28 protein-coding genes are annotated in these 25,324 nt (G+C 58.6%); 10 read left to right on the top strand and 18 right to left on the bottom strand.

Annotated features, from left to right (window positions below):
• Nucleotides 1–206: 206 nt before the first annotated feature.
• From mmsB to AC13C0_RS16410, 5 genes are all read right to left on the bottom strand, one after another.
• Entirely contained in the window at nucleotides 207–1,094 is an 888-nt protein-coding gene (gene mmsB, locus AC13C0_RS16430; RefSeq protein ID WP_117619889.1) for a 3-hydroxyisobutyrate dehydrogenase, read from the bottom strand.
• 112 nt (nucleotides 1,095–1,206) lie between these two features.
• Entirely contained in the window at nucleotides 1,207–2,280 is a 1,074-nt protein-coding gene (locus tag AC13C0_RS16425) for an enoyl-CoA hydratase/isomerase family protein (protein WP_482954672.1), read from the bottom strand.
• A gap of 35 nt (nucleotides 2,281–2,315) precedes the next feature.
• Nucleotides 2,316–3,095: an enoyl-CoA hydratase gene (locus tag AC13C0_RS16420; protein ID WP_117620466.1), complete on the bottom strand. Its 780-nt coding sequence runs from the start codon at nucleotides 3,093–3,095 to the stop codon at nucleotides 2,316–2,318.
• Nucleotides 3,096–3,155: 60 nt separating this feature from the next.
• Nucleotides 3,156–4,322 carry an acyl-CoA dehydrogenase family protein gene (locus AC13C0_RS16415; RefSeq protein WP_341581483.1) on the bottom strand — a complete coding sequence of 389 codons (1,167 nt, stop codon included), beginning with the start codon at nucleotides 4,320–4,322 and terminating at the stop codon, nucleotides 3,156–3,158.
• Between the two features lie 96 nt (nucleotides 4,323–4,418).
• On the bottom strand, nucleotides 4,419–5,912 hold the full coding sequence (locus tag AC13C0_RS16410) for a CoA-acylating methylmalonate-semialdehyde dehydrogenase (RefSeq protein WP_117619886.1): 1,494 nt from the start codon (nucleotides 5,910–5,912) through the stop codon (nucleotides 4,419–4,421).
• A gap of 162 nt (nucleotides 5,913–6,074) precedes the next feature.
• Between AC13C0_RS16410 and AC13C0_RS16405 the strand changes: the two genes are divergently transcribed.
• The 4 genes from AC13C0_RS16405 to AC13C0_RS16390 all read left to right on the top strand — a co-directional run bounded on the left by AC13C0_RS16405 (nucleotide 6,075) and on the right by AC13C0_RS16390 (nucleotide 9,187).
• On the top strand, nucleotides 6,075–6,950 hold the full coding sequence (locus AC13C0_RS16405) for an AraC family transcriptional regulator (protein ID WP_117619885.1): 876 nt from the start codon (nucleotides 6,075–6,077) through the stop codon (nucleotides 6,948–6,950).
• A 103-nt stretch (nucleotides 6,951–7,053) separates the two neighbouring features.
• Entirely contained in the window at nucleotides 7,054–7,482 is a 429-nt protein-coding gene (locus AC13C0_RS16400) for an SRPBCC family protein (RefSeq protein ID WP_117619884.1), read from the top strand.
• A 198-nt stretch (nucleotides 7,483–7,680) separates the two neighbouring features.
• Nucleotides 7,681–8,406 (top strand): YebC/PmpR family DNA-binding transcriptional regulator, encoded by a 726-nt coding sequence (locus tag AC13C0_RS16395; protein WP_117619883.1) that lies wholly within the window; start codon nucleotides 7,681–7,683, stop codon nucleotides 8,404–8,406.
• A gap of 16 nt (nucleotides 8,407–8,422) precedes the next feature.
• Nucleotides 8,423–9,187 carry a glutamine amidotransferase gene (locus tag AC13C0_RS16390; protein ID WP_482954671.1) on the top strand — a complete coding sequence of 255 codons (765 nt, stop codon included), beginning with the start codon at nucleotides 8,423–8,425 and terminating at the stop codon, nucleotides 9,185–9,187.
• 20 nt (nucleotides 9,188–9,207) lie between these two features.
• Here AC13C0_RS16390 and AC13C0_RS16385 read toward each other — a convergent pair whose 3' ends face one another.
• Genes AC13C0_RS16385 through AC13C0_RS16375 form a run of 3 tightly spaced genes read right to left on the bottom strand, consistent with a single transcriptional unit; the run spans nucleotide 9,208 to nucleotide 11,973 of the window.
• On the bottom strand, nucleotides 9,208–9,558 hold the full coding sequence (locus tag AC13C0_RS16385; protein ID WP_482954670.1) for an FHA domain-containing protein: 351 nt from the start codon (nucleotides 9,556–9,558) through the stop codon (nucleotides 9,208–9,210).
• Nucleotides 9,559–9,568: 10 nt separating this feature from the next.
• The gene (locus AC13C0_RS16380) at nucleotides 9,569–10,324 is read right to left on the bottom strand and encodes a Stp1/IreP family PP2C-type Ser/Thr phosphatase (RefSeq protein ID WP_482954669.1); all 756 of its coding nucleotides are present in this window, start codon (nucleotides 10,322–10,324) and stop codon (nucleotides 9,569–9,571) included.
• Entirely contained in the window at nucleotides 10,324–11,973 is a 1,650-nt protein-coding gene (locus AC13C0_RS16375) for a serine/threonine-protein kinase (protein WP_117619879.1), read from the bottom strand. The genes AC13C0_RS16380 and AC13C0_RS16375 overlap by 1 nt, the downstream gene beginning before the upstream one ends.
• A 159-nt stretch (nucleotides 11,974–12,132) precedes the next feature.
• Between AC13C0_RS16375 and AC13C0_RS16370 the strand changes: the two genes are divergently transcribed.
• From AC13C0_RS16370 to AC13C0_RS16360, 3 genes are all read left to right on the top strand, one after another.
• Nucleotides 12,133–13,578: a phospholipase D family protein gene (locus tag AC13C0_RS16370; protein WP_341581480.1), complete on the top strand. Its 1,446-nt coding sequence runs from the start codon at nucleotides 12,133–12,135 to the stop codon at nucleotides 13,576–13,578.
• 132 nt (nucleotides 13,579–13,710) lie between these two features.
• The gene (locus AC13C0_RS16365) at nucleotides 13,711–14,070 is read left to right on the top strand and encodes a PA2779 family protein (RefSeq protein WP_227539564.1); all 360 of its coding nucleotides are present in this window, start codon (nucleotides 13,711–13,713) and stop codon (nucleotides 14,068–14,070) included.
• 9 nt (nucleotides 14,071–14,079) lie between these two features.
• The gene (locus AC13C0_RS16360; RefSeq protein WP_227539349.1) at nucleotides 14,080–15,087 is read left to right on the top strand and encodes a PA2778 family cysteine peptidase; all 1,008 of its coding nucleotides are present in this window, start codon (nucleotides 14,080–14,082) and stop codon (nucleotides 15,085–15,087) included.
• Here AC13C0_RS16360 and AC13C0_RS16355 read toward each other — a convergent pair.
• A complete protein-coding gene (locus AC13C0_RS16355) occupies nucleotides 15,084–15,734 on the bottom strand; it encodes a class I SAM-dependent methyltransferase (protein ID WP_117619876.1) in 651 nt (216 codons plus the stop codon). The genes AC13C0_RS16360 and AC13C0_RS16355 overlap by 4 nt on opposite strands.
• Nucleotides 15,735–15,800: 66 nt before the next feature.
• Nucleotides 15,801–16,196: a hypothetical protein gene (locus tag AC13C0_RS16350; protein WP_341581479.1), complete on the bottom strand. Its 396-nt coding sequence runs from the start codon at nucleotides 16,194–16,196 to the stop codon at nucleotides 15,801–15,803.
• 137 nt (nucleotides 16,197–16,333) lie between these two features.
• Between AC13C0_RS16350 and rluF the strand changes: the two genes are divergently transcribed.
• Nucleotides 16,334–17,236, top strand: a complete 903-nt coding sequence (gene rluF, locus AC13C0_RS16345; protein WP_117619875.1) for a 23S rRNA pseudouridine(2604) synthase RluF — start codon at nucleotides 16,334–16,336, stop codon at nucleotides 17,234–17,236.
• Between the two features lie 27 nt (nucleotides 17,237–17,263).
• Here the strand turns inward: rluF and AC13C0_RS16340 are convergent, their stop codons facing one another.
• The 7 genes from AC13C0_RS16340 to AC13C0_RS16310 form a co-directional block, all read right to left on the bottom strand.
• Nucleotides 17,264–17,608 carry a YdbL family probable chaperone protein gene (locus tag AC13C0_RS16340; RefSeq protein WP_117619874.1) on the bottom strand — a complete coding sequence of 115 codons (345 nt, stop codon included), beginning with the start codon at nucleotides 17,606–17,608 and terminating at the stop codon, nucleotides 17,264–17,266.
• Nucleotides 17,609–17,637: 29 nt separating this feature from the next.
• Nucleotides 17,638–17,853 carry a YnbE family lipoprotein gene (locus AC13C0_RS16335; protein ID WP_264756454.1) on the bottom strand — a complete coding sequence of 72 codons (216 nt, stop codon included), beginning with the start codon at nucleotides 17,851–17,853 and terminating at the stop codon, nucleotides 17,638–17,640.
• Nucleotides 17,850–19,367 carry an intermembrane phospholipid transport YdbH family protein gene (locus AC13C0_RS16330; RefSeq protein ID WP_227539348.1) on the bottom strand — a complete coding sequence of 506 codons (1,518 nt, stop codon included), beginning with the start codon at nucleotides 19,365–19,367 and terminating at the stop codon, nucleotides 17,850–17,852. Before AC13C0_RS16330 ends, AC13C0_RS16335 begins: the two co-directional genes overlap by 4 nt.
• Nucleotides 19,368–19,390: 23 nt before the next feature.
• The gene (locus AC13C0_RS16325; protein WP_117619873.1) at nucleotides 19,391–20,959 is read right to left on the bottom strand and encodes a bifunctional GNAT family N-acetyltransferase/carbon-nitrogen hydrolase family protein; all 1,569 of its coding nucleotides are present in this window, start codon (nucleotides 20,957–20,959) and stop codon (nucleotides 19,391–19,393) included.
• 72 nt (nucleotides 20,960–21,031) lie between these two features.
• Nucleotides 21,032–21,574: an RNA 2',3'-cyclic phosphodiesterase gene (thpR, locus tag AC13C0_RS16320; RefSeq protein WP_117619872.1), complete on the bottom strand. Its 543-nt coding sequence runs from the start codon at nucleotides 21,572–21,574 to the stop codon at nucleotides 21,032–21,034.
• A gap of 124 nt (nucleotides 21,575–21,698) precedes the next feature.
• A complete protein-coding gene (locus AC13C0_RS16315) occupies nucleotides 21,699–22,391 on the bottom strand; it encodes an SDR family oxidoreductase (RefSeq protein ID WP_341581478.1) in 693 nt (230 codons plus the stop codon).
• A 66-nt stretch (nucleotides 22,392–22,457) separates the two neighbouring features.
• Complete coding sequence (locus AC13C0_RS16310) at nucleotides 22,458–22,784, bottom strand: putative signal transducing protein (protein ID WP_264756453.1); 327 nt, start codon at nucleotides 22,782–22,784, stop codon at nucleotides 22,458–22,460.
• 269 nt (nucleotides 22,785–23,053) lie between these two features.
• On the opposite strand from AC13C0_RS16310, the gene AC13C0_RS16305 reads away from it, so the two are divergent.
• On the top strand, nucleotides 23,054–24,130 hold the full coding sequence (locus AC13C0_RS16305) for an alpha/beta hydrolase (protein ID WP_117619869.1): 1,077 nt from the start codon (nucleotides 23,054–23,056) through the stop codon (nucleotides 24,128–24,130).
• Here AC13C0_RS16305 and arfB read toward each other — a convergent pair.
• Nucleotides 24,121–24,534, bottom strand: a complete 414-nt coding sequence (arfB, locus tag AC13C0_RS16300; protein ID WP_117619868.1) for an alternative ribosome rescue aminoacyl-tRNA hydrolase ArfB — start codon at nucleotides 24,532–24,534, stop codon at nucleotides 24,121–24,123. The two genes, AC13C0_RS16305 and arfB, sit on opposite strands and share 10 nt — an antisense overlap.
• 58 nt (nucleotides 24,535–24,592) lie before the next feature.
• On the opposite strand from arfB, the gene AC13C0_RS16295 reads away from it, so the two are divergent.
• Complete coding sequence (locus AC13C0_RS16295) at nucleotides 24,593–25,270, top strand: SOS response-associated peptidase (RefSeq protein WP_341581477.1); 678 nt, start codon at nucleotides 24,593–24,595, stop codon at nucleotides 25,268–25,270.
• Nucleotides 25,271–25,324 lie beyond the last annotated feature (54 nt).

The raw sequence follows: 25,324 nt of genomic DNA, 5'->3' as shown, positions 1-25,324 counted from the left end.
GGCATATCTTCAATCCCTGAAGTTGGGGTCAGATGAACTTTCATCTGACCCCGAATTCCACGCCAACCACATCCTGGTCGGGTTGACGAACAACAACTGGCGGGGAAAGTACCAGCACTGGTTCAGAAAATCCAGTGGTGAAGGCTGAACATGGGGTCAGATGAAAATGGGGTCAGATGAACTTTTCATCTGACCCCGATTTTACGTTACTCGGGTTTGTAAAGCCGCTGGATACTGGAAAAGTCCAGCGTGCCATTGCCCTGCCCGGCATGGAGCTCAAACAGGTTGCGGGCCAGCGAGCCCATGGGGATCGCCGCGTGGTTCTTCACCGCGTTGTCGAAAGCCAGACCCAGATCCTTGTTCATCAGGTTTACCAGGAAGCCGCCCTCATAGCCGCGGGATGCCGGCACGCCTTCCATCACACCCGGCCAGGGATTGTAGACGTTCAGCGCCCAGTTACCGCCGGAGCTCTGCTTCATGATTTCAGACAGTACCGCCGGATCGAGACCGTTCTTCACGCCCAGAGCCAGGGCTTCACTGGTGCCGGCCATCAGGATCGCGAGCAGCATGTTGTTGCAGATCTTGGCGACCTGACCGGAACCATGCTCACCGGCGTGGAAGATGTTCTTGCCCATGGCTTCCAGGATCGGCTTTGCCTTGCTGAAGGTCTCTTCCGCACCGCCGCAGATAAACGTTAGCGCGCCTGCCCTGGCACCGCCTACACCGCCGGAAACCGGTGCATCCAGGAACGGAATATCCTTCGCTTTTGCGGCCTCGGCCACACCGCGGGCTGTTTCCGGCGCGATGGTGGAGGAATCAATCACCAGGGTACCGGCCGGCAGATTGGCCAGCAGGCCATCGTCGCCCAGATACACGGCTTCCACATGTTGCCCGGCGGGTAGCATAGTGATGACACACTCGGCGCCATTGGCCGCTTCGTGGGCGGTGTCGGCGGTTTTTGCGCCTTCGGACACCAGCGCTGCAACGGCGTCTTTCGAAAGATCGAACACTGTTACTTCGTGGCCGGCTTTAATGAGATTGCTGGCCATGGGGCCGCCCATGTTGCCAAGACCGATGAAGGTAATTGTTGCCATGTCTCTTCTCCTAATTCTTATATTTGATTCGTAGGGCTTGTCTTATCGGCAGCCCTGAGCTCTCTTGTCAAAGCTTGTCGGATTAGCGCAGCGTAATCCGGCAGCAGGCCTGCTACCGGGTAAAAAAGTCGTCGATCCAGGCACTGTCCATCTCGGCCAGGGACGCATAGCGCCAGCGCGGCTGCTGGTCCTTGTCAATCAGAAGCGCACGGATACCCTCGGCGAATTCCCCTTTTGTCAGGCACTTCCGGGAAAGCGCCAGTTCCTTATCGAGCACCTCTTTCAAGCTGTCGTGTTTGCAGCCGTGCAGGTGGTGCCAGACCAGAGCCAGCGACGTTGGTGAGGCGCCAGCTAGGGAACGGGTCGCTTTCGCCACCCACCCATCACCACCGGAAAGTTCTTTCAGCTGGTCGACGGTCGCTTCCAGGGAGTCGGCATCCGTGACCCGGTTAATCTCATCAAAATGGGCACGTACCGGTGATTCCGGTATGGCATCACCACTGTGGCGTTCGAACTGTCTGAGCACACTGCCAACCACGGCGTGGGCCTCGTCATCCTGCCAGTTGCGCTTGCACAGCTCTGCTACCACATCCGCTTTCAGATCGTGCCGGATAAACCGATCCGCCAGGCCGGTAAACAGGGCGTCTGCGCCATTAAGGCGGGCACCGGTCAGGCCCAGGAACATCCCGGTACGGCCTGGGGTGCGGTTCAGGAACCAGCCAGCGGCAACATCCGGATAGAGGCCAATGCTGATTTCCGGCATGGCGAGTTTCGAGCCTTCGGTCACTACCCGGTGGGAAGCGCCTTGCATGATGCCCATACCGCCCCCCATCACAACGCCATGGCCCCAGCAAACAATGGGTTTCGGGAAGGTATGGATCAGGTAATCCAGCTCGTATTCCTCGGTGAAGAACGCCTCACCTTCACTGGCAGCCTGGGGCTCGGTCATACTGCGATACAGGGCGACAATGTCGCCACCGGCACAGAACGCCCTATCGCCTTCGGCTTCAAGCCAGACTGCCTGAATGGCCGGGTCCTCTGCCCACCGCTTCAACTGCGGTGTCAGCAGGCGAATCATCTCCAGAGACAGCGAGTTCAGCGTCTTCGGCATGTTCAGCCGGGCCACGGCAATCAGCGCGCCGTCGCCTGTTTTCCACTCTTCAAAGATAATGGGGTGATCACTCATAACAGATCCTTGAGCCAGGGTTCAGGGCGCCGGCCTCAGCGGTTTTTCCATTCCGGCTTGCGCTTGTCAAGAAACGCATTCACGCCTTCTTTCTGGTCTTCGGTGGAGAACAGCTCTACAAACAGTTCCCGTTCCATACGCCAGCCGTCGTCATGGCTGCGACCGTCGCGGGCGCTCATCACCAGGGTCTTGCAGCGGGCAGTGGAAGACGGGCTCTGCTTGCAGGCCATTTCCGCCAGCTCCAGGGCCTTTTCAAGCCCCTTACCCGAAGGCACCACTTCCTCAACCAGGCCGATTCTCAGGGCGGTATCCGCATTGACGCGCTCGCCACACAGGATCATGCGTTTGGCCCAACCTTCACCCACCAGCCAGGGCAGGTTCTGGGTACCACCGGCACAGGGCAGCAAGCCCACGGACGCCTCCGGCAAGGCCATCTGGGCATGCTCCTCAGCAATACGGATATCGCAGGCCATGGCGCACTCCAGGCCGCCACCCATGGCGTAGCCATTCACCGCCGCGATTGACACACCCCGGAATCGGCTGAGAGTCGCAAACGCCTCACCAAACAACTGGCCCATTTCATTGGCCCGGGCCTTGTCACCGTCGGCGAAGGTTTTCAGGTCGGCACCGGCGGAGAAAAATTTCTCGCCCTGCCCGGTCATTACCAGGGCAAAGATGTTTCGGTCTTCGTTGAGTTCACCAACCCTGTCCATCAGGGCAATCAGGGAATCCCGGGTCCAGGTGTTGGCCGGGGGGTTGTTGATGGTCAGTATTGCAATGTGTCCGCGTTTTTCGAGCTGAATCAGATCGCTCATCGTATTCTCCCGTTCTGAAAATGGGGTCAGATGAACTTTCATCTGACCCCGTCTTTATGCCTACTGAATGGCTTCCGCCACGCCGTCCTCGAGCAGACGGCGGGCGACAATCAGGCGCATGATTTCGTTGGTGCCTTCCAGAATCTGGTGCACTCGCAAATCGCGCAGGTAACGCTCCAGCGGGTATTCGCGAATATAGCCATAACCGCCGTGCAGTTGCAGGGCCTCGTTGACCACCTCAAAGCAGGCGTCGGTGGCGAAGCGTTTCGCCATGGCACAATGCAGGGTTGCTTCCGGATCGGCGTTATCGAGCTTGAAGGCACCCAGGCGAACCATCTGCCGTGCTGCGACCAGATTGGTGCCCATGTCGGCCAGTTTGAACTGCAGGGCCTGAAACGCGGCCAGCGGTTTGCCGAACTGTTCGCGCTCGTGCATGTAATTACGGGCCCGCAGCAGGGCTGCCTGGGCACCACCGAGGGAACAGGTGGCGATGTTCAGGCGCCCGCCATCCAGGCCTTTCATAGCAATGGCAAAACCGTCGCCTTCCTCGCCCACACGGTTGCTGGCCGGGATGCGCACGTTCTCAAGGCTGATCATCCGGGTTGGCTGGCTGTGCCACCCCATTTTCTCCTCGTTCTTGCCATAGGAAACGCCATCGGCGTCTGCAGGAATCACGAAGGTGGAAATACCTTTGTAGCCGGAATCCGGCGCCCCGGTGCGGGCCATGAGCACCAGGATATCGGTGGCGCCGGCACCGGAGATAAATACCTTGCTGCCGTTAATCACATAGCTGTCGCCGTCCCGGACTGCCTTGGTACGAAGGCTGGCAGCGTCTGAACCGGCGCCCGGTTCGGTCAGGCAGTAGGACGCCAGCCATTCGCCGCTGGCCAGTTTCGGCACGATTTCCTGTCTTAGGTCGTCCGAGGCGAAGCTGGCAACCATCCAGGTGGCCATATTGTGGATGGTGATAAATGCAGCCGTTGAGGGGCAGGCCGCGGCGAGCTCTTCCACGATAACGGAGGTGTCCAGCCGTGACAGGCCCATGCCGCCAAGGGCTTCCGGGGTGTACATGCCCATAAAGCCCATCTCTCCGGCTTCTTTGAGCACATCCGTCGGAAAGATATGTTCGTCGTCCCACTTTGCCGCGTACGGCGCCATGGCTTTCTCCGCAAACGCCCGGGCCGCCTCGCGAAACGCCTGCTGGTCTTCAGTGAGGTTAAAGTCCATCGTTACGCTCCAGATAAAAGAGGCTTGGCATTGAAAGGGGCGAACAACAAGGGGCCGGAAACGGATTCCGGCCCAAATACCCCACCTTCAACGCAATTAACGCAACTGGATAGAGAAGTTGGCTTCCGAGCTCGTCGCCTCACTGGAGAACCAGCGGGAAGTAACCGTTTTGGTTTCGGTGTAGAAGCGAACCGCCTGCTTGCCGTAGGCGTGCTGATCACCATAGAAGGAGCCCTTCCAACCGGTGAACGAGAAGAACGGCAGGGGCACCGGAATGGGGATGTTTACACCGACCTGGCCTACATCGATCTCATGCTGGAACCGGCGTGCAGCGCCACCGGAGCTGGTGAAGATGGAAACACCGTTACCGTATGGGCTCTTGTTAACCAGCTCAATCGCCTCACCCAGGCTGTCCAGCTCAACACAGGACAGAACCGGGCCGAAGACTTCCTCGTTGTAGATGTCCATTTCCGTGGTCACACCGGAGAACAGCGTGGGACCAACCCAGTTGCCATCAGGCAGGCCATCGACGGTGCAACCACGGCCATCCAGCAGCAGGTTGGCACCCTGAGCCTCGCCGGTGGCAATGAGGGATTCGATACGATCTTTCGCCTTGCCGGAAATCACCGGACCATAGCTGGCGCCGGCGTCATTCCAGGCACCGGGACGAACCCTGGCCATGGCTTCCTTCAGCTCCGGAATCCACTGCTGGGCCTCGCCCACGAAGACGGCCACGGAAATCGCCATGCATCGCTGGCCGGCGGCGCCAACAGAAGCGCCCACCAGGGCGTTGAGTACCTGCTGTTTGTCGGCATCCGGCATGATGACCATGTGGTTCTTGGCGCCGGCGAAGCTCTGCACACGCTTCATGTTGCGGGTGCCGGTTTCATAGATATAACGGCCGACAGGCACAGAACCCACGAAGGAAACGGCCCTGATGGCCGGGTCGGTCAGAAGCACGTCTACCTGCTCCTTGCCACCGTGAACCACCTGCAGAACACCCTTGGGCGCGCCGGCTTCTTCAAACAGCTCGGCAAGGCGCATGGGAGTCAGCGGGTCCTGTTCGGACGGTTTCAGGATGAAGGTGTTACCGCAGGCAATGGCCATCGGGAACATCCACAGCGGGATCATGGCCGGGAAGTTGAATGGTGTAATACCCGCGCAAACACCCAGCGGCTGGATCCAGGAATGGGTGTCCACTTCACGGGCCACGTTTTCAACGGTCTCGCCCATCATCAGGGAGGCGACGTTGGCGGCGTGTTCAACCACTTCGATACCACGCCAGACATCGCCCTTGGCGTCATCAAAAGTCTTGCCGGTTTCCTTGGAGAGGATTTCGGCGATCTCGTCATGATGTTCTTTCAGCAGGGCCTGATAACGCAGCATGACCCGGGCACGCTCGGAGACTGGCACTTCTTTCCAGGTGTTGAACATTTCACCGGCGCTTTCGATGGCCTTGCGCATTTCCGCATCGGTGGTGCACGGCGCCTTGGCGATCACTTCGTTGGTCGCGGGGTCGGTGACATCAATCCAGTCACTGGTGTTGCTCTGGACGAATTCACCTGCGAGATACAGCGGCACATTTTTCATGTTGATATCCCTGTTTGTTGTTGTGCGGGAAGCCAGCCGAAACCCGTTGGGTTCCGACCACGTTTAACCAAAGACTAGCACGGGTACGGCGAGAGGGCGATTGACTAAATTTCGCCCGTAATGGACTATATTTCGATATATGAAACCCAGGCGACACCAGACATGACTCAAACCTCGCAGTGGCCGGTGCCCAAAGACAGCATTCGATATGTGGTACCTGAGCCAATCATTCGGCTCCTGGCCAGCCACCCACTTACCCGGGACCTATACCCCCTGGCCTTCGGCCACTACCGCCGGGCCATGGGCCATCACATGCACCGGGAACACCACCACGACAATCTTTTGATTTACTGCACCGAAGGCAAGGCATTCCTGAATGTCCGGGGCGAGCCCTACACCGTGGAAGCCGGTGACCTGCTGCTTCTGCCGGCGGGAGCCAGCCACCGCTATACCGCTGATCCAGACAATCCCTGGACCATTCACTGGGTTCATTACACGGGGCCACTGGCGGAGGATTTCCGCCATTACATGGGGTTTGACGACCCAACCCGCATTCGCCACCTGGGGCGCCAGCCACGCCTGCTGGTGGACTTTAACGGCCTGTTATCGGTACGCCAGACCGGTTTCCGGGCTCGCGGGCTGATCCACGCCGCCAACCGGCTCCGGCAACTAATGGCAGCAGTCCCAATCAACGCGGATGAGACCGGTCATGAGCGGCAGGCGGAACTGGAAACCATCCACAACTATATGCGTGAACACCTGGACGAACGCATCAGCCTGGAGCAGCTTGCAGACCTTGCCGGCCTGTCCCCGGCCCATTTCGCCACCCGTTACCGGGAGCAGACCGGCACCTCCCCTATCCGGCACTTCCTGCACCTGAAAGTGGAACGGGCCTGCCAGATGCTGGACACCAGCAGCCTGAGCTTTGCCGACATCAGCCGGCGCCTCGGGTACGACGACGCCTATTATTTTTCCCGGCTTTTCAAAAAGGTTATGGGCCAGTCACCCCGGGATTACCGGCATACCGCGCGGCACTGACCGGGCACTCCGGGCCAGATTGAAACCTGCCGCCTGCTACGACTTTTGTTGCAGAAGCCAAAGGGTTAGTCTTGGCCGATAAATGGATAGAAAGAGTGAGCCCATGGCCATGTACAGGATTGAAATTGATGAAACCTTTGACCTGCCCCGAAGAAAGGTGTTTGCCCTGTTTGCCGATCACCATCGTTTTGGCAAACTTCTGGGTGCGCCGGCCAAACGCATCAGGGACAGCCACCAGGCCGACCCGAATGGCATCGGCTCGGTCCGCAAGATTGGCATCGGGCCGGTAGGCCTGGAAGAGACAGTCACCAATTTCGAGCCGGATTCATTGATTGAGTACACCATCACCAGTATGAGCCCGATCCGGAATCATCTGGGGCGGATCCGGTTTGAGGACACGCCGGAAGGCAAGACCCGGGTGAACTACACCATCTCTTTTGACGACATTGTGCCGTTTACCGGAAAAGTGGTGCGTACGGCCCTTGAACAGGGCATTCGCCGCGGAATCAAACGGGTACCCCGGTTGGCCTGAAGGCCGGCGACAACAAATCGTCACTTGAGAAATCGTCACTTGAGGGATGTCAGAGCATTGACCCGCGACAATTATCGCAGGCCGGTTGATCGCGTATAACCTGAAACGGAGTCTCTGCCCGAATCGAAATAACCCTGTCACCAGCCGGCAATGTTGAGTAAAATCCGGCCTTTTCCAGAGAACCAAGAGGCAGCGCATATGGGCAGAGCCTACCAGAACCGTAAAGAGTCCATGGCCAAGACGGCTGCGGCAAAAACCAAGGTCTACAGCAAGTACGGACGCGAGATTTACATGAGCGCCAAATCCGGCGGCACAGACCCGGATGGCAACCTGTCACTTCGTGGCCTGATCGACCGTGCAAAGAAAGACCAGGTACCCTCCCACGTTATCGAGAAGGCAATTGAGAAGGCCCGGGGTGGCGCTGGTGAAGACTACTCCCCTGCCCGCTACGAAGGCTACGGACCGGGCAACTGCATGGTGATTGTGGACTGCCTGACTGACAACCCTAACCGCACCTTTGGCGACGTGCGCCTGGCCTTCACCAAGACCAAGTGCAAGATCGGCACCCCGGGCACCGTTGCCCACATGTTTGATCACAGTGCCATTTTTGCGTTCAAGAGCGATGATGAGGAAGCCGTTCTGGAAGCACTGATGGAAGCGGACGTCGACGTGACCGACATTGAAAACGAGGACGGCCTGATTACGGTTTTCACGCCAAACACGGAATATGCCAAGGCGCGTCAGGCTTTGGTAGACGCAATCGAAGGCATCGACTTTGAGGTGGACGAAATCCAGTTCCTGCCCAAGACCACCACACCGGTGGAAGGCGATGACATCCCCATGTTCGAAAAATTCCTGGATATGCTGAACGAACTGGACGATGTGCAGAATGTGTTCCACAACGCCGAGCTGCCGGACCAGTAAGCCAGAGGCTCACGCCATGCAGGAAAACCGCACCGTGCAGCAGAACCCTTCCCCGAACCGCAAGGCGCGGGTGGTGGTCCTGAAAACAGGCAGCACCTACCCTGGCCTCCTGGTGCAATTCGGTGATTTCGACGACTGGTTCCTGCGCGGACTGTCACCGGAGCTGGATATTACTGTCACCAATGTGGAAGCCGGCGAGCTACCCGGAAGCCCTGAAGACTGGGATGGCATTGTGGTGACAGGTTCCCCCGCCATGGTGAGTGACCGGGCCGATTGGAGCGAAAATACCGGGGCCTGGCTGGCACGGGCGGTTGCCGGTGAAATCCCGGTACTCGGAGTCTGCTACGGGCATCAACTGCTGGCCCATGCATTGGGCGGCGAAGTGGGGTATCACCCGAAAGGCCGGGAGACCGGCACCCATCAGGTTGAGCTGCTTCCCGAAGCCGACTCAGACACCCTGTTCCGGGGACTGCCGGCGATTTTCCCGGCCCAGTTGACGCACCGGCAGTCGGTACTGCGCTTACCCGCCGGCGCGGTGTTGCTGGGACGCAACGGTTTCGAGCCTAACCAGGCGTTCAGAATCGGCCCCTGCGCCTGGGGTGTGCAGTTCCATCCAGAGTTCACGGATACCGTCATGAGCGCCTACCTGGAAGTACAGGCGCCGGACCTGACCCGGGAAGGGCTTGATGCGCAAGCACTGATTGCCGGTGTGAGCCCCGCTCCGGACGCATCCTCGCTTCTCCCTCGTTTTTCAAGGCTGGTTATCAAACGAGCCCGGTAATATCCGGCCGGCATTTTTCGTCAGTCGAGGATATAGGCCGTCTTTTCCATCGCCTGCTCTTCTTCATCAATGAAGCGGAACTCATTCCAGCCGATACGCACCCCATCGTTACTGTTCAGCCGCTGCCGGCCCTCAATCCGCAATTCGTTGACAAAGGTACCATTGGTGCTGTTGCTGTCGGTAATGTAGTAATCCACGGCGTCTTCGAGATAGGCATTGGGTACCGCTTCAATCAGCGCGTGCTGGCCACTCACCGAGATTTCATCAATCCGGATGTCACTATCCGGGCGGCGGCCAAGGCGGGTTTCCGGCTGCCCGAGTTCAAAGGTGTTGACCACCACGTTGTCCACCAGTTGCGAAAGCGAAGCCATGTCAGTTTCCTCAATACTCCAACGTCAGTAATACCACAGACACGTTATCGCCGGCCTCGTTTGCCAGGCCGGCTTCAACAAGAGCCTGAACCCTGCGCTCCATGCCGTCACTGTCCCTCAAAATCTCAAGCCACTGTGCTTCCGGGACAGAATGGGTCAACCCGTCGGAACACAGCAACAGCACATCACCTTTTTCCAAGGACTCAACCCGGTAACTGGGCTGCACCTGCTCAACTGCACCCACCGCACGGGTAAGTACATTTCTAAAAGGTACATTGGGAACGTCGGCCTCGGTAATGCTGCCATCTTCCAGCATGTTCTGGACCACGGTATCGTCCCGGGTCAGGCAGACCGCCTGGCCGCCGCGCAGGCAGTAACACCGGGAATCGCCCATGTGGGCAATGTGTGCCTCGTTGTCGATTGCCCAGGCCACCACCAGGGTTGTGCCCATTTTATCGAGCCTCGGATCTTCGGAACGCTGGCTCAGTATCCGTTCATTGGCCAGTGCGAAAGCACGCTCCAGGCTTTCCCTGACTGAGCTGCCGGTTTTGCCGGATGACGGCCCGGAGATTTCCGGCTCAAGGGCTTCCACAACAGCGTCAACCGCGAGACGACTGGCAATCTCGCCGCCCTGGTAGCCGCCCATACCGTCGGCAACCACCAGCAGCGCCTGATCACCGGCATCGTTTACCCGCCAGTCCACCACATCCTGGTTCGATTCCCTGACTGCACCCCGGTGACTCTGGCCTGCAATGCGATACCTCATCAGGACACCTCCTGGCCCGCTTCCCGCACTGCCAGGCGCCGCACGGCCTCGGCCATGGTGGCGGCGCTGGCAAAGCGTTTATCCGGCTCGCGCTGGATGGCCTTGTTGATCAACCGAACCACCCCATTGGGCAACCCGGCATTGAACTCCCGGACGCTGCGCGGGCGTTTGTTGAGGATCTGGTAAGTCAGGTTGGCCAGGGTATCGCCCTGATACGGCGTTTCACCGCTCACCAGTTTGTACAGTGTGACCCCCAGACTGTAGATATCAGAAGCGCCAGTTACCTTCTGGCCCTTGAGCTGCTCCGGGGACATGTAGAGCGGGCTACCCATAACGGCGCCGGTGCGGGTCCGCGAGTCGTCGGAAATTTTGGCGATGCCAAAGTCGGTAATCTTTATGTCGCCGGTATCCGGGTTGAAAATGATGTTCCCCGGCTTGACGTCCCGATGGACAATTTTCTGGCTATGGGCATAGGCCAGGGCATCAGCAACCCGGGCAATAATATCCAGTACCCGGGGCAACGGCAGCAACCTCCCGGGCTTGCCGAATTCACTGAGCGGCCGGCCCCTGGCGTAATCCATGGCAATATAGGCAAGGTCTGCCTCCTCCCCAACATCATACACCGTTACGATGGCCGGGTGACTCAGACGACCCGCCGCTTCGGCTTCCCGGAAGAAACGTTCCTTCAGATCCTGAAGCAGGGCATCATCAAACGCCTGATAGCTCAGGGTCTTGATGGCAACGGTGCGGGCAATTTTCGGATCCTTGCCGAGATAGACCACGCCCATGGCACCCCGGCCGATCTCTCGCTCGATTTCATAGCGCCCCAGGGTCGGCCGACTCACCGTGGGTTCCGGCATCAACAGGGTGCGGTTGTTGTCGAAGCTGCCGGTTTGCACCACTGAGGCATCCGGCGACAATTTCTCCAGTGCCGCCAGGCGAGCGGCGGTATCCCGGAAATTCTTCCTGCGCTCCCGGATGCTGCGGTAAGTGTTTACAGCTTTCTCATACTGGCGCTTGCGTTCCTGGTGGATGGCGATGTCGTAACGCAGCTCCAGAGCCCCCTCGCAGGGCGGGCAGTGATTGAGTGCCTCAAGGGCATCGTCGGTGTGGCCCTGCTGCAGGAGCAGTCCGGCCAACCGGAGGCGGGCTTCGCGAACGCTGTCTGTCAGTGCGCGGATGCGATTGTGGGGCTGAAGCCAGAACAGCATCACCACAAAACCGACCACCAGCAAGGTCAGTACTTCCCCCAGGGGCACCCAGGCATTGCGATAAAACATCAGCGCCGCCTGTAAAACCACCAGGGAACCGCCAAGCAGAAGAGTGACAGGCAGGGAAACGGCGGCGCCCATCACCGGGACAGCAAGCGTCAGAAAGAGTGCCGTAACGGCCAGCCCGGCAGTAACCGTACCATCCGCCCACAGAGGCTCCACCAGCCCCCGGTCAGCCAGCGCTTTGTGAAGACTGTCCTGTGGCACAATGGTGGTGGGGTTGGCACCCTCTGGCACTCCGAGAATACTGAACAGCACCCTATCGGCCCAGCCAACAAGCGCCAGCTGGTCTCCGGCCAGGGCAAACACCACGGCAGCCAAAAGAACAACGGCCCGCAGACTGAACAGGCGCGGCATGAATGAAATGATGGCGTTCACAGGCAACTTTGTTATAAATGATTGATCTGCCTAGTTTAGAAAGCGTTGGTGTCGGGCGATACAACGACAGGGGTGTTTTTTGTAAGTGTTTGTTTACCTGAGAGGATGGTCACGTATGGTAATTTCGTCTTTTCACTCAAGGATGATGGAATTACCGGTATGACACTGAAGCTGCTTTTACCCCTGTTACTGCTCGCGCTGACTGGAATCGGGCTCTACCACACCCACAAACCCTTGCCTCAGGGCATCAGTTATCGGGGTGAAGCCCTGCCGCTGGAAGATCCTGTCCTGCTGACCGATGTCACCCGTCACTACACGGACGGTCACGAAGAGAAAGACCACGAAATCTTCAACGACGTGTTCCGGCTGATCGGGCAGGCCGAAGAGTTCATTCTTGTCGACATGTTCCTGTTCAACAGCACCAAACCGGAAGGTGTCGTTCACCGGCCCCTGGCACAGCAGCTGACCGAAGCCCTGCTGGCCCGGAAGTCGGAAAAACCGGGGCTGTCTGTGATCGTTATTTCCGATCCACTGAACACCATGTATGGCGGGACAACGTCACCCTGGTTTGAAGCCTTGCGTAAGGCCGACATTCCCGTTGTTGAAACAGCGCTTCGTCCCCTCAGGGACAGCAACCCCACCTGGTCTTCAGTCTGGCGGCTTTGTTGCCAGTGGTTCGGTAACAATCCGAAAGGGGCCTGGCTGGACAATGCCCTGGGCAACAAGCCAGTCACGGTTCGAAGCTACCTTTCGCTGCTGAACTTCAAGGCCAATCACCGCAAACTTGTGGTGGCCGATGAGGCCGGCTCCCTGAGAGCTCTCGTGACCTCAGCCAACCCGCATGACGGCAGCAGCCGCCACAGCAACGTCGGGCTGAGCTTCAAAGGGCCCGCCGTGGCCGATGTGTTGCGAAGTGAACGGGCAGTGCTGGCCATGTCTGGTGCCGACACAGAATCCCTTGATAACTGGATCAGCCGGGTTGAAGAAGCGCCTGAATCCGGAGAAGGTAAAAAGGACAAAGTGGCGGTACTGACCGAATCGGCCATACTCGACCAGGCTTTGGAAATGATTCGCGGGGCCGCGGACGGAGACCAGCTGGATCTGGCGATGTTCTACCTGTCACACCGGCGGATTGTCGGGGCGCTGATCAGGGCCTCGGAACGTGGCGCACAGCTTCGGATTTTGCTTGATGCCAACAACGAGGCCTTTGGTCTTCAGAAAAGTGGTATTCCCAACCGGCAGGTGGCCATGGAACTGGTCCGGGCAGGTATTCCTGTACGTTGGTGTAATACCCGGGGTGAGCAATGCCACAGTAAGCTGTTGATGTTGGCGAAGGAGAGTGGGACAACCGGGATATTGCTGGGGTCCGCCAATTTTACCCGCCGCAATCTGGATGACCTGAACCTGGAAACCGACCTGTGGATCTCGGTTGCGGCCCAGTCTTCGGTTGCAATGAAAGCAAGAGCGTTCTTCGACCAGCAATGGCACAAAGGCCCCGGCGACGAGCCGGTTATGAGCCTGCCTTATGAGCGCTGGGCCGACGAATCAACGCTGCGCTACTGGCGTTACCGGATTATGGAAGCGACCGGCCTGTCGACCTTCTGAACATGAGGGACAAGCCCCATGCTCACCCGGTCAGCTATACTGCATTGGCCTGAACGGAAACTTGAAGTAGCCAACAAACAGGAGTGAACCATGTCAGGAATTCGCAAGCATCTGAGGTATGTTTCTTTTTTCATGGCCATGATGATGGCCCTTGGCTCTGTCTGGTCGGCCACCGCATCCGCCGGGATGGTAGGAACCGGCGAGATGATTGGCGAACAACAGGTCCAGCTGGACAGACAACAGCTGATCGATATGCTTGAGAATCAGGAAGTCCAGGACAAACTGGCAGATCTGGGCGTAAGCCAGGACCAGGTCAAGGAACGTATTCAGAACCTCACGCCGGCGGAACTGGCGGATTTTGAACGTCAGCTTGCCGAAGCCCCTGCGGGTCAGGGTGTGGTTGGCATTATTGTGCTGTTTCTGCTGGTCTTCATTATCACCGATATGTTGTGCGCCACTAACATCTTCCCATTCGTGAACTGCATCCGATAGCGTCGGTCCGTGGCAGTCATTTTGCAACGGGAGAGGGCCGCGTCAGTCAGGCTGACCCTGTTTTTACTGGTCGGCCTCCTGGCCGGTTGCGCCAGCGCCCCGAAATGGCCGGGCCCGGACACCGGAACAGACCGCCCTTCTCTGCCAGATCAGGTGATTCTGGAGGATGTCCCATTTTTTCCTCAGGAAAAGTACCAATGCGGTCCGGCCTCACTGGCCATGACGCTGAACAGCCAGGGTCTTACGACCGATCCGGAAGTTCTCAAAGAACTGGTTTACATCCCCGGCCGGGAAGGTTCCCTGCAGGTTGAGATGGTCGCCGGTGCTCGGTCCCACGGGATGCTGGTCTATCCGCTGGACGGCGAGCTTGAGAGCATGCTGGCAGAACTGGCGGCGGGTAACCCGGTGCTGGTTATGCAGAATCTGAGATTTGACTGGTGGCCCCAGTGGCACTTCGCGGTTGTGATCGGTTACGACGCGGAGCGAAGGGATCTGATTCTTCATACCGATACCCGCGAACGCCAGCGCGTGGCCCTGGAAGTGTTTACCAACACCTGGGGGCGGGCCGACAACTGGTCTGTGGTGATTCTGCCTCCCGATCAGGTTCCGGCAACCGCGAAACCACTGCGGTTTCTCCAGTCAGCCCACGATCTGGAGACAACCGGGCGAACCACTGCCGCGGCGATTGCGTACAAGACTGCGGAAACCACCTGGCCTGACCAACCAGCCGCCATCATGGCCAGAGGCAATCTGGCCTGGCAGATGGGCAGGCATACCGAGGCGGCAGGGCATTTCCTCCGCACGGTTAACCGTTTCCCGGAGTTCGCCGGAGGCTGGAACAACCTCGCCTTTGCCCTGGAAGAGACAAGTTGCCCGGTAACCGCCACCAAGGCCGCCCGCTGCGCCGCTGCCCTGGCACCGGAACGCTTTGGCAATTCAATATTGCTCCGATCAAACCCGGTAACGGCACCGAAAGACTGCCCGACATTACCGGAGTGTCCCCGGGAAGCGCCCTAGTGTCCCGTCTGGCTGCCCCTCCTGAAAAGCACCACGTCCTTTCTCGGGATCTCCATAACCCAGCCAAATTTTTCAGCCAGCAATGCCAGGGTGGACTCACGGTAGAACACAACATGGGTGGGGTCGCGGCGATAATGCCAGTTGTCGAACCGGTCGTCGTCGGTCTGGAAACAGGTCATCACCCCCAGCCAGCCACCCGGTTTGAGCAATTGATCGAGTTGCCGGAACACCTCCGCTGGCTCGTACAGATGCTCCACCACCTCGGTACAGGTTATGAAGTCATAGGTACGGGACAAGGCTGTTTGCGAGGGGTAAAAGCAGGGATCATAGAGGCTGACAACCATGCCTTCGGCCTCCAGCATCCTTGCCAGGGCCGGGCCGGGCCCACAGCCGAAGTCCAGCCCGGTGGCGCCCGGTGGCAGGCGCTCCAGCAGCGGGTCTGCCAGCTTTGAAAGAAATTTACGATAGCCCGGATCAGACGGGTCGTTATCGTGCAGTCGGTAGATATCCCGCTCCTGATCAGGAGAAAGCCGGCACGACTCATCCATCACCGTTGCCTCGCATACCGGGCAGCGGAGATACCGCCGGGTCTTCACCACCCGGAATTCCACAAGGCTGCCCTGCTCACAAACCGGACAAAGATTCATGCCACTACCCCGGATCAAGCCGCGGCCGGGCTTCAGTCAGAGTTTAAAACGTTATACCATAACATTTTAGTCACCGGGACGCTCCTTCTTCAGGAAAACGCTGACCGCTTTATCCGACATCAGCGCATGGGCGAGTGCCGGATACGGCAGATAGTGAAGAAACAGTGTGGCGAGGGTTACTGCATCCATTCCTCCATCAAGGAACATCCAGGCGCCGAAAGCAAGAAACAGCGCACCCAGAAAACCGCCATAAAGCCACAGAGCCCGTGAACGCTCCCCGGCCATAGGCAGCCGCTCCAGGGTGCGCGCCACTGAAAAGCTCATGTAGACCGCAATCAGTGCTGCAATCACCAGGGAGGCAATCAAACCCGTAAATCCGATCAGGTACCGGAACAGATAGTTGGCGAGAAAGAACAGGGCAATGCAGGTTACAGCAACGATGGTTATGCGTGTCTTTTCCATGGCGGCTCTGAATTGGTTGGATTTATGGGTAGCCCCGCAAAGAATGGCAGAGACGCCCTGAAAGAACCACCCCCTGCTGCGACCCGTGTTCCAGCCTGATATGATGCCTCCCATTCTAACCGGCAACCGGAAAACCGATGACCACTGGCAAGTCCACCCGTCTCAATAAATACATCAGCGAAAGCGGCATGTGCTCCCGCAGGGAAGCCGATCGTTATATTGATCAGGGCAACGTATACATCAATGGCACGCGTGCCACGGTAGGGGATCAGGTGCTGCCCGGGGATACGGTCAGGGTTAATGGCCAGGTGATTGAACCGCGGTCCGAAGAGGATCTGGTCTTTATTGCCCTGAACAAGCCCGTGGGCATCGTCAGCACCACCGACAGCGCCGAGAAACACAACATTCAGCGGTTTGTCGGCCACAGCGAACGCATCTTTCCGATCGGGCGGCTGGACAAGGACTCCCAGGGGCTGATCTTCATGACCAGCAATGGTGATCTGGTCAACAAGATCCTGCGGGCCGGAAACAACCATGAAAAGGAATACCTGGTTACGGTCGACAAGCCGGTGACCCGGGAGTTCGTTGAGGGTATGGCCAACGGGGTGCCGATCCTGGGAACTGTCACAAAAAAGTGCCAGGTGTCCAGTGAATCCCGGTTCGTATTCCGCATTACCCTGGTTCAGGGCCTCAACCGCCAGATTCGCCGCATGTGCGAGCACTTCGGTTATGAGGTAACCAGGCTGGAGCGCATCCGGATCATGAACGTCAGCCTGAAGGGGCTGGCTGTGGGCCAGTGGCGCAATCTGACGGAGAAAGAACTGGCCGGACTGTTTGATGCCATCCGGGACTCCTCCTCAGAGGCCCCGCCCCAGCCCGGAAAACCTGCGAAAAAGAAGCCTGCTGCAAAGCCAAAGCATCGTCCCAAAGCCAAACCGGGTGGGCCCGGCGGTTCCCAAAGGCCGGGACCGAAAGGTAAGCCTGCGTCGGGCAAACGCCCCAAGGCCGGAAAACCCCGGCAAAAGAGTGTTAAACGGTAATTCTGGCCCGGCACTCAGAGCGCAAGGCTACTTTTTCACCCACTTGCCATTAACCTGAATGTACTGGCCACCCGGCGTTTTATCGATGGCCTTCTTCCCGGCAACGGTTTCAACCTGGGTGACCGGGATACTGTGCTTCTCGGCAATGCGCTTGTACTCATCCCGGCGGGCACTGTTGATCGCCTCAACCACCTCCCTGGCCTGGCCTTCGGCACGAACCACCTCCAGGTAGCCCGTCGGCGTTTCTCCAACCAGTCCCTGCTGCTTGACGGTATCCAGTTTCTGTTTGGCCTCATCCAGCCCCATGGCGAACACGGACAGACTGACACCAACCGCCAGAACCAAGGCACACATCTGTATGAATCGTTTCATCTTCAACCCCTTAAGCTATCCGGATCCGGTCAGAACAACCCTTTTTCGCTGAACAGGTCATCCACTTCCTTGTCTACTTTTATATAGATTTCGTGCTCGATTTTCACGTTCAGGTTCACCGTAATCGGTTCTTTGGGTGCCGCCATCTGCACCGTTGGCGTGCAGGCAATCATTGCCAGCGGCAACGTCAATATCATCAGTACTCTTGCCAAAACCGACCCTGTTGGCCGCAACGATTTTTTCATGGCACTGCCTCCTTGCCGGACTCTTGCAACAGCTTCCGGACCCGTTCTGTAACGGCTTCGTTTACCCTGCCACTCAACTGCAGGCTGGTCAGCAGCGCGGGAATGTCTTCCTCAAGGTTCACGTTAAGTACAACCGGCTGCCCACCCCTGAGTTCCGGATTCTTTCCCTCGAGGCGAAGATCCAGCGTCAACTTCCCCCTTTCATCGTAGTCTATCGTGCTGTCCAGCACCGAATAGTGAAAGTTTTGCAAGGCTTGAACGACCACATCCATGGCCTGGTTGCCACCCAGCATGGCCTGCAGTTTCTCGCCGGGCAGCCGCAACCGACCGCCCGGCGCCTCCGCTGAAATGCGACCTTTCGCCACCTGAACACCGTCGCTACTGAAGCCTATGGGAATACGGCCACTGAGCAAACCACTGCCCTCAAGGCCCTCTGCAGGGTAAGCCTTCATCAATCTGTCCAGAGAAATATCCTGAACCTCCACGGGTATCCCGCCAGAGCTGTCTTCCAGATCATAGACGCCCGGAGGTATTCTGAGTGCCCCCTCGAGGAACCGGGCCCTCGCCTGCTGTACCTCCAGCTGGCCTTCCAGCCTATTGGTAACTGGCGCAATGTAGTCACCGGTAAAGCGAATGGAGGTTACCGGGATACCAGGATTCACCTGCTCAACGGTGAGATCCCGGAACCCGGCGGTCAACCGGTCATCTTCCAGGGAGGCAAGTACCCGTCCGCTCAGCCCGGAGAAAGCGGTTCGGTTGAACACCCCGGTGACATTCTCCAGGTTGGAGCTGCCGCTCGCTTCCAGTTCACCATCCGGGTTCAGACGAACCTGTGCCGACACCCCGGCAATGCCTGAATCCACTGCCAGCAGCTCCGGCCAGCCGGCAAAAGTTCCGGCCAGGGCGCGAACCCCCTGTTGCCCCTCGATAACGGAATCGACCAAAACCGAGACCCCGCCACCCGGATTGAGCTGAATCGTGAGGTCGGCCTTCAGCCCCGCGCTGGATGAAAGCGTGCCCTGAATCCGGAGGTCAGCCAGACGGCCCTGCACCCTGCCCTGGAAACTCCACGCCTGCGGCACCATGAATGGGTGTTCAATCCGGGTTGCCTCGATCTTCACCTCGCCTTTGATGGCGATCCGCTCGGTCCAGGCACTCGATGCGCCATAATCGAGCGTAAGCGTGACATTGCTGATATCGGTTCGGAGATCCTGTAGCAGCAGGGGCTGCTCCGAACCGGTGTACGCCAGCCGTTCGGTAAGAACCAGGGATGGGGGGGTGAACTGGATAACCGCCGACCCACCACTGGCGTTGACCGAGGGCATGATATGGGCCTGACTCCCTGCCACTTCCCAGCCGCCATGGTGGATATCCGGCAACGCCATGCCGACCTTTCCCTGCCCGACCACCAGCGACCAGCCCGCGGCAACGGCTGGCAAGGCCAACGCGATCCAGCCGACCAGACGGACCCGCCGGATCCTGCGGCTCGGCTTTCCAGACCCTTCAGCGTGCAAAACGACACTCCTGTCTACTCGGTCTACTCACCACGCCAGGTCACGCTGTAGAGGTCGTGACGACGATCCTGAAGATTTTTCACGGTTCCACTGTTTCGGGCCGTGATCAGCACCTCCGGCCGGAGATCGGCGAAGGCCACTGTTTCAACATTGGGTTCCGTGTCTGCGGCGATACCGTCCCGGGCAAACGGAAAATCACAGGGGGTAAGAATACAGCTCTGGCCATACTGGATTTCCATATTCGGCACCTTGGGCAGGTTGCCAACGTTACCGGACATCACCACGTACACCTGGTTTTCCACCGCCCTGGCCTGACAGCAGTAACGCACCCTCAGGTAGCTCTGGCGTTCGTCGGTACAGAAGGGCACAAAGATGATATGAACGCCCTGATCCACCAGATGGCGGGTCAGTTCCGGAAACTCCGCGTCATAACAGATCAGAACTCCGATGGTACCGCAGTCGGTCTCGATGGCGCTGACCCGGTTGCCACCCTGCACGTTCCACCAGAAGGCCTCGTTCGGGGTCGGGTGAATCTTGGGCTGGGTAAAAACCTGGCCATCCCTGAGGAACACATGGGCCATGTTCCGAATGGTGCCGTCTTCCTCACGCACCGGAGTGGAGCCGGCCACAATGTTGATGTTGTATCGCAGGGCCAGGTCCCGCATCAGTTCCCGGTAGCGCTCTGCGTAATGGGTGACCGCCGCGAAGGTTTCCGCCGGGCTGCCCTTGCGGGCCTCAATCGATAGCAACTGGAGAGTAAACAGTTCCGGAAACACCACAAAATCGCCCTTGTAGGTGGATACAACATCGACGAAATAACGGACAATCTCGCTGAATTCGTCAAATGATCCCACCGGCCGTTGCTGATACTGAACCGTGCCAATACGCACTGTATCCCGCATTCGGTGGCCATAGCGTTTGCGCCGCTCGCTGTTTTCGATCCGCGGTACTTTCGGGTTGCGCCAGACCAGATGAATGCCGTAGCCCATGGAATCGTGATCGGCGTCCAGATAATGGGGAATGATGTCGTGCACTTCGAAGCCCTGATGGAGCTGAAAGGACAGCACCGGGTCCTTCTGCTCCTTACCCTTGATGGCCTCGACGTAGGCCTCAACACTGCCGAACTTTTTCAGGCGCTGGCGCAGGCTTGGCAGGCGCCCGGCAAATACCACACCCTGCAGGTTCAAGGCCTGGCACAGTTGCTTGCGCTCGTTGTACAGCCGCTCGCCGATGCGATATCCCCGACACTCCGGGTCAACACACACCTCCATGCCGTACAGCCAATCACCCTCGGGATCATGCCGTGAGGCGTAACCATTGCCGGTTATGGAGGTCCAGTCATGAGGCGCCAGCGCCACTTCTTCGGCAATACGGAACGTGGCGCAGTAACCCACCACGGTGTCACCCAGCATGGCAACGAACTGGCCGTCCGGGAAGGTGTTGATCTGACCGGTCAGCGGCCCCTTGGTGTAACCATACATACCGGTGCCTTCGTAGACACGGTGACTGAGCTCAATGATGCCCGGAATATCCGCCAGCGTGGCATTGCGGACGTACAGGCGCTGATCCGGGTCGGAAAATGGCGGGCACATAGACACCTCGAAAAAGGCGTTGATTTGCCCTCATCTTTGGTGGCCTAACGGGATTTCGTCAAGGGAAATCGGTTAATCGGAGCCCTGAAGGGGAAAGCGTTCGACCACGCTGTACATGGAACCGGCCGAGCCCTGTTTGCTTTCAAACAGCGCGAACTGGTTAACCGGAAACTGCCCGAAAACCGATTCACCATGCTGCGCCAGCAAGTTCCCGACAGACCCGGGCGGCCGTTTAAACCTAGCCAGCGTGATGTGGGGACGAAATGCCCGGCTCTCCGCTGTGAATCCAAGGCTCTCCATTCGGCCTTTGAGCGCATCATGCAGCCCGGCGACGGGGGCCGCGGGCTGCACCCCCACCCAGAGGTTTCGCGGGCTGCGAGGTTGACCGAAGCAGCCAAGACCGACGACATCCAGCTCAAAAGCTGCCACCGGAATATCGCGAGCCGCGGCGCGCACAGCCGCAACGTTTTGCTCTTCCGTGCGCCCCAGGAACAGCAAGGTGATGTGCAATTGCTCAGAACTTTGCCATTTGGCATTTGAGACCGGTGCCTTTACCTCCAGCAACCGCTGCCTGATGGCAGCGGGGACCTCCAGCCCGAAGAAAAGCCGGGGCATGGCTTCACTCCTCATAGATCAGCCTGCGCACCACAACGCCGTCTGCCACAAAGTTCTGGCCGGTAATCAGGGCAACCCGTCCCGATTGACTCATATTAACCTCCGTTTTACCCAGCGTCTGAATTTACTCACCCAGGGGCGTTGGCCTGACCAGAATCTCGTTCACATCAACATGGGCCGGTTGCGCCACGGCGTACATCACTGCGTTGGCAATGTCCTCCGGCTTCAGGGCGTGAGCCGGCGGCTCGTCGAAGAATGGCGTATCCACCATGCCAGGCTCAATGAGCGTGACACGGATGCCAGAGCCACGAAGCTCTTCACGAACGCCGTAGCCGATAGCGGAAACCGCCCACTTGGTGGCACTGTACATGGAACCGGGGATCGTAACACGACCGGCTGCAGAGCCGGTCAGAAGCAGGTGCCCCTTGCTTTCCCGCAGCGCCGGCAGGCAGTGCTGAAGGGTCAGGCCGACCCCGTAGATATTGGTCAGGATCATATCCTTCCACACCTCCGGATCAGCCCGGCTGAATCCTCCGGGTTCGCCGCCACGGCCGGCGTTGGCGAAGACGGCATCAATGCGGCCGAAAGTCTTAAGGGCGTGATCGACCATATTCTTCTGGTCGTCGCCATTCTGCACGTCGCATTGCACCGTTAGCACTTGTGCTTCGCCACCAAGCTCCTGCTGCAGACCTTTCAGTTTGTCTTCGGAGCGGGCCGCCAATACCAGGCGATACCCCTGTTTCGCCGCTGCACGGGCCGTTTCTGCACCAATGCCCGATGAGGCGCCGGTAATCAGCATTACAGGTTGATCTGCCATAGCTTTCTTCTCCTGTCGTTTGAACAGTTTGAGAGGGGCTACGCCGGCAGGCGCCAGCCCGATCATTCAGTAGATTTGAAACAGCAGCAGGCCGACAATGGCCAGGGCCAGCAGGAACCAGCGGGCGTAGTGATCGGGGCGGTCATAATCGTCATCAGTAACCTGACAGGAACTTCCGCCAGCGCTGGCCTCATACTCGGCCACCAACTGACGTGCCTGGTACAAATCGTCGTCGTCAACGTGAACGTTGCTGAAACCGGCGGCGCCGATCTCGCCCATGGCACCCTGGAGATAGTGGCCGCCCACAAAGGCCTCAATGCCGTTGGCTTCCAGCAGGCCAGCCACAATGTGGGCTTCGGTAATGTCTCGCGCCCGATAGGCAATTTGCAACACACGACTCCTTCTGTGACCGTTCCGGGCAGAACCGGGACAAATCTGCGAGTATTATCTCAAGCATAGTTCGCCCCCTCTGGCGGGGCCAATAACCAGCAGCCTGTCGGACTTAAGTGATCGTCACGAGCAAGGTGGGAAAGCGAGCGCAAATTTTTTGGATTTTGAGGCGCATAGTGGTTCTATGTAACGAAAAATCCGGGAAATTTGAGCCACTTTCCCACCGGCACAGTAGATCAGCCTTAAGTCCGACAGGCTGCGAGGGACTGACCATGCTCTGGATTATTCTTGCCATCATTGTGTTTATTGTTGCCGCAACACTGCTGCTGTTCCGCCTTGAGGATCTGTCTCACCTGGACCAGGACGACTACCCGGTCCGGGATGGCAAGCCCAGCGATGCAAACCGGGAGGTTCTGGGGCGCATTCGCGAACTGGGGCAATCATCGAAGGGCCTTCGCGGCAAGGCCCGGCTGATGGCCCTGCGCAAACACATGGACGAACTCAGTCAGGGGCTGGAGTTGGCGTCCGAATTCCGCCACTGCGAGTCTCCCCGCGGTGAGTGGGTCATTGCCCCAGGCTGCGATACCCGCCGCCGGATTCTGTACATCCATGGCGGAGCCTGGGCCGCCGGCAGTCCCCGAAGCCACCGGGCGATTACCGACCGGTTGTCACAGATAACCCGAGCGGCGGTATTTGCCCTGGACTACCGGCTGATGCCGGAAAACCGCTTCATGGATGGTGTCCGGGACTGCCGGGAGGCCTACACCTGGCTTCTGAAACATGGTCCGGAGAGCCCCGAATCTGCCGGTTTCATGGTAGTGGCCGGGGACTCCGCCGGCGGCAGCCACACCCTGGGGCTGATCGCCTGGATACGGGATAACGGGCTAAGGCAGGCGGATGCCGCGATTACCTTCTCGCCCTCAACCGACCTGACCCTGACGGCACCGAGCAATCGCAACAACATCGAGACCGATCCCTTGCTGGGGCCGGCGTTTGGCGGATTATCGAAAATCCCCCTGCCGGTGATCTGGTGGGCCACCCTGGCCGCGTTTCGGGTCTCTCCGGCCAGCCCTGTGGCCTCACCACTGCGGGGCGACCTGAGAGATCTGCCACCAACCCTGATTCAGGCCAGTGATACTGAAATGCTGCTGGATAACGCCCGACGTTACGCTTCCAAGGCACAGGCTGCAGGCTCACCAGTCACCCTGCACACCTGGCCCGGGATGGTGCACGTATGGCAGATCTTCGTGCCTCTGCTTCCCGAGGCGGAAGAGGCGTTTCAGGACATCAAGTCATTTCTGGAGCAGGTTGAATCAGGCAGCAGGATGCACCCGGAAGGTCAAACCTGAACTTTTCCGCGAAGCGCCTTGGTTTTGCCCTTCTTGGTTTTCTTGTCGACGCGCTTGCGCTGGGAGGAGCGAGTCGGTCTGGTTGGCCGCCGGGCCTTTTGGGGTTTCACCGCTTGCTGGATCAGTTCCTTGAGACGCTCAAGGGCGTCCTCCTTATTTAATTCCAGGGTACGAAAGGATTGCGCCTTGATAATCAGTACACCTTCCTTGCTGATTCGCTGGTCATTAAGCGACATCAGCCGTTCCTTGTAAAAAGGCGGCAAGGTGGAGTGCGGAATATCAAAGCGCAGGTGCACTGCGGAAGCCACTTTATTCACGTTCTGGCCACCGGCACCCTGGGCACGAATCTGGGTTATTTCGATTTCCCAGTCAGCAAGTTCAACAGCATTGGATAGTTTCAGCATCTGCTAAGGTTAACAAATCCCCGACACCCGGGCTTCGAAAACACGGTAATCAACCATCATGTGCGGACGATTCACCTTTTATACGCCACCCGACACCCTGATCCTCGAGTATTTTCCGGAGGGCATGGAGGTGAATGGCCATTTTGACCCCAGCTACAACATCACCCCCGGCATTGGCATTCCCATGATCCGGATGAGCATGAACGGTACGCTGATCATGGCACACTCCCATTGGGGGTTCCGCCCGGTGTGGGCCGGCGACAAGGCGCCCTCTCCGATTAATGCCAGGGCGGAAAGTGTGGCCACCTCAAAATACTTCCGGGAGGCGTTCGCCCACCACCGATGTCTGATTCCGGCCAATGGCTGGTACGAGTGGACACAAACAGAGTACGGCAAAGAGCCTCACTACGTGACGCCGGCAGATTCTCAAAGTTACCCCGCGATTTTCTTTGCCGGGCTATGGACAGCCAGAGAGGGAGACGAAACCACGGCCTGCGCCATTATCACAGAGCCAGCCAGCGAACACCTGAAGCACATCCATGACCGCCAGCCGGTGGTTCTTGACCCGACCTGCCTGAGGGACTGGCTGAACCCGGAAATCACGGACCGGAAGCAGGTGCGAACAGTTACCCATCGCCTGGCAGCCGACCAATTGAAAGCGGTGACCGTCTCTGCCGCAGTCAATAACCCAAAGCACAACACCCCGGACCTGATTCACGAGGTGCGAAAACTGTAGTAGTCCGTTAATACCCGCTCCGCCATTACCACTGCTACTGTTTTCGGACCTGGC

Source organism: Marinobacter sp. B-21 (genome assembly GCF_056857895.1).
This window is presented reverse-complemented; position numbering and strand designations above follow the sequence as displayed.

Coding starts and splice junctions, on each gene's coding strand:
- mmsB (WP_117619889.1), bottom strand. CDS start 1,094: ATGGCAACAATTACCTTCATCGGTCTTGGCAACATGGGCGGCCCCATG.
- AC13C0_RS16425 (WP_482954672.1), bottom strand. CDS start 2,280: ATGAGTGATCACCCCATTATCTTTGAAGAGTGGAAAACAGGCGACGGC.
- AC13C0_RS16420 (WP_117620466.1), bottom strand. CDS start 3,095: ATGAGCGATCTGATTCAGCTCGAAAAACGCGGACACATTGCAATACTG.
- AC13C0_RS16415 (WP_341581483.1), bottom strand. CDS start 4,322: ATGGACTTTAACCTCACTGAAGACCAGCAGGCGTTTCGCGAGGCGGCC.
- AC13C0_RS16410 (WP_117619886.1), bottom strand. CDS start 5,912: ATGAAAAATGTGCCGCTGTATCTCGCAGGTGAATTCGTCCAGAGCAAC.
- AC13C0_RS16405 (WP_117619885.1), top strand. CDS start 6,075: ATGACTCAAACCTCGCAGTGGCCGGTGCCCAAAGACAGCATTCGATAT.
- AC13C0_RS16400 (WP_117619884.1), top strand. CDS start 7,054: ATGGCCATGTACAGGATTGAAATTGATGAAACCTTTGACCTGCCCCGA.
- AC13C0_RS16395 (WP_117619883.1), top strand. CDS start 7,681: ATGGGCAGAGCCTACCAGAACCGTAAAGAGTCCATGGCCAAGACGGCT.
- AC13C0_RS16390 (WP_482954671.1), top strand. CDS start 8,423: ATGCAGGAAAACCGCACCGTGCAGCAGAACCCTTCCCCGAACCGCAAG.
- AC13C0_RS16385 (WP_482954670.1), bottom strand. CDS start 9,558: ATGGCTTCGCTTTCGCAACTGGTGGACAACGTGGTGGTCAACACCTTT.
- AC13C0_RS16380 (WP_482954669.1), bottom strand. CDS start 10,324: ATGAGGTATCGCATTGCAGGCCAGAGTCACCGGGGTGCAGTCAGGGAA.
- AC13C0_RS16370 (WP_341581480.1), top strand. CDS start 12,133: ATGACACTGAAGCTGCTTTTACCCCTGTTACTGCTCGCGCTGACTGGA.
- AC13C0_RS16365 (WP_227539564.1), top strand. CDS start 13,711: ATGGCCATGATGATGGCCCTTGGCTCTGTCTGGTCGGCCACCGCATCC.
- AC13C0_RS16355 (WP_117619876.1), bottom strand. CDS start 15,734: ATGAATCTTTGTCCGGTTTGTGAGCAGGGCAGCCTTGTGGAATTCCGG.
- AC13C0_RS16350 (WP_341581479.1), bottom strand. CDS start 16,196: ATGGAAAAGACACGCATAACCATCGTTGCTGTAACCTGCATTGCCCTG.
- rluF (WP_117619875.1), top strand. CDS start 16,334: ATGACCACTGGCAAGTCCACCCGTCTCAATAAATACATCAGCGAAAGC.
- AC13C0_RS16340 (WP_117619874.1), bottom strand. CDS start 17,608: ATGAAACGATTCATACAGATGTGTGCCTTGGTTCTGGCGGTTGGTGTC.
- AC13C0_RS16335 (WP_264756454.1), bottom strand. CDS start 17,853: ATGAAAAAATCGTTGCGGCCAACAGGGTCGGTTTTGGCAAGAGTACTG.
- AC13C0_RS16325 (WP_117619873.1), bottom strand. CDS start 20,959: ATGTGCCCGCCATTTTCCGACCCGGATCAGCGCCTGTACGTCCGCAAT.
- thpR (WP_117619872.1), bottom strand. CDS start 21,574: ATGCCCCGGCTTTTCTTCGGGCTGGAGGTCCCCGCTGCCATCAGGCAG.
- AC13C0_RS16315 (WP_341581478.1), bottom strand. CDS start 22,391: ATGGCAGATCAACCTGTAATGCTGATTACCGGCGCCTCATCGGGCATT.
- AC13C0_RS16305 (WP_117619869.1), top strand. CDS start 23,054: ATGCTCTGGATTATTCTTGCCATCATTGTGTTTATTGTTGCCGCAACA.
- arfB (WP_117619868.1), bottom strand. CDS start 24,534: ATGCTGAAACTATCCAATGCTGTTGAACTTGCTGACTGGGAAATCGAA.
- AC13C0_RS16295 (WP_341581477.1), top strand. CDS start 24,593: ATGTGCGGACGATTCACCTTTTATACGCCACCCGACACCCTGATCCTC.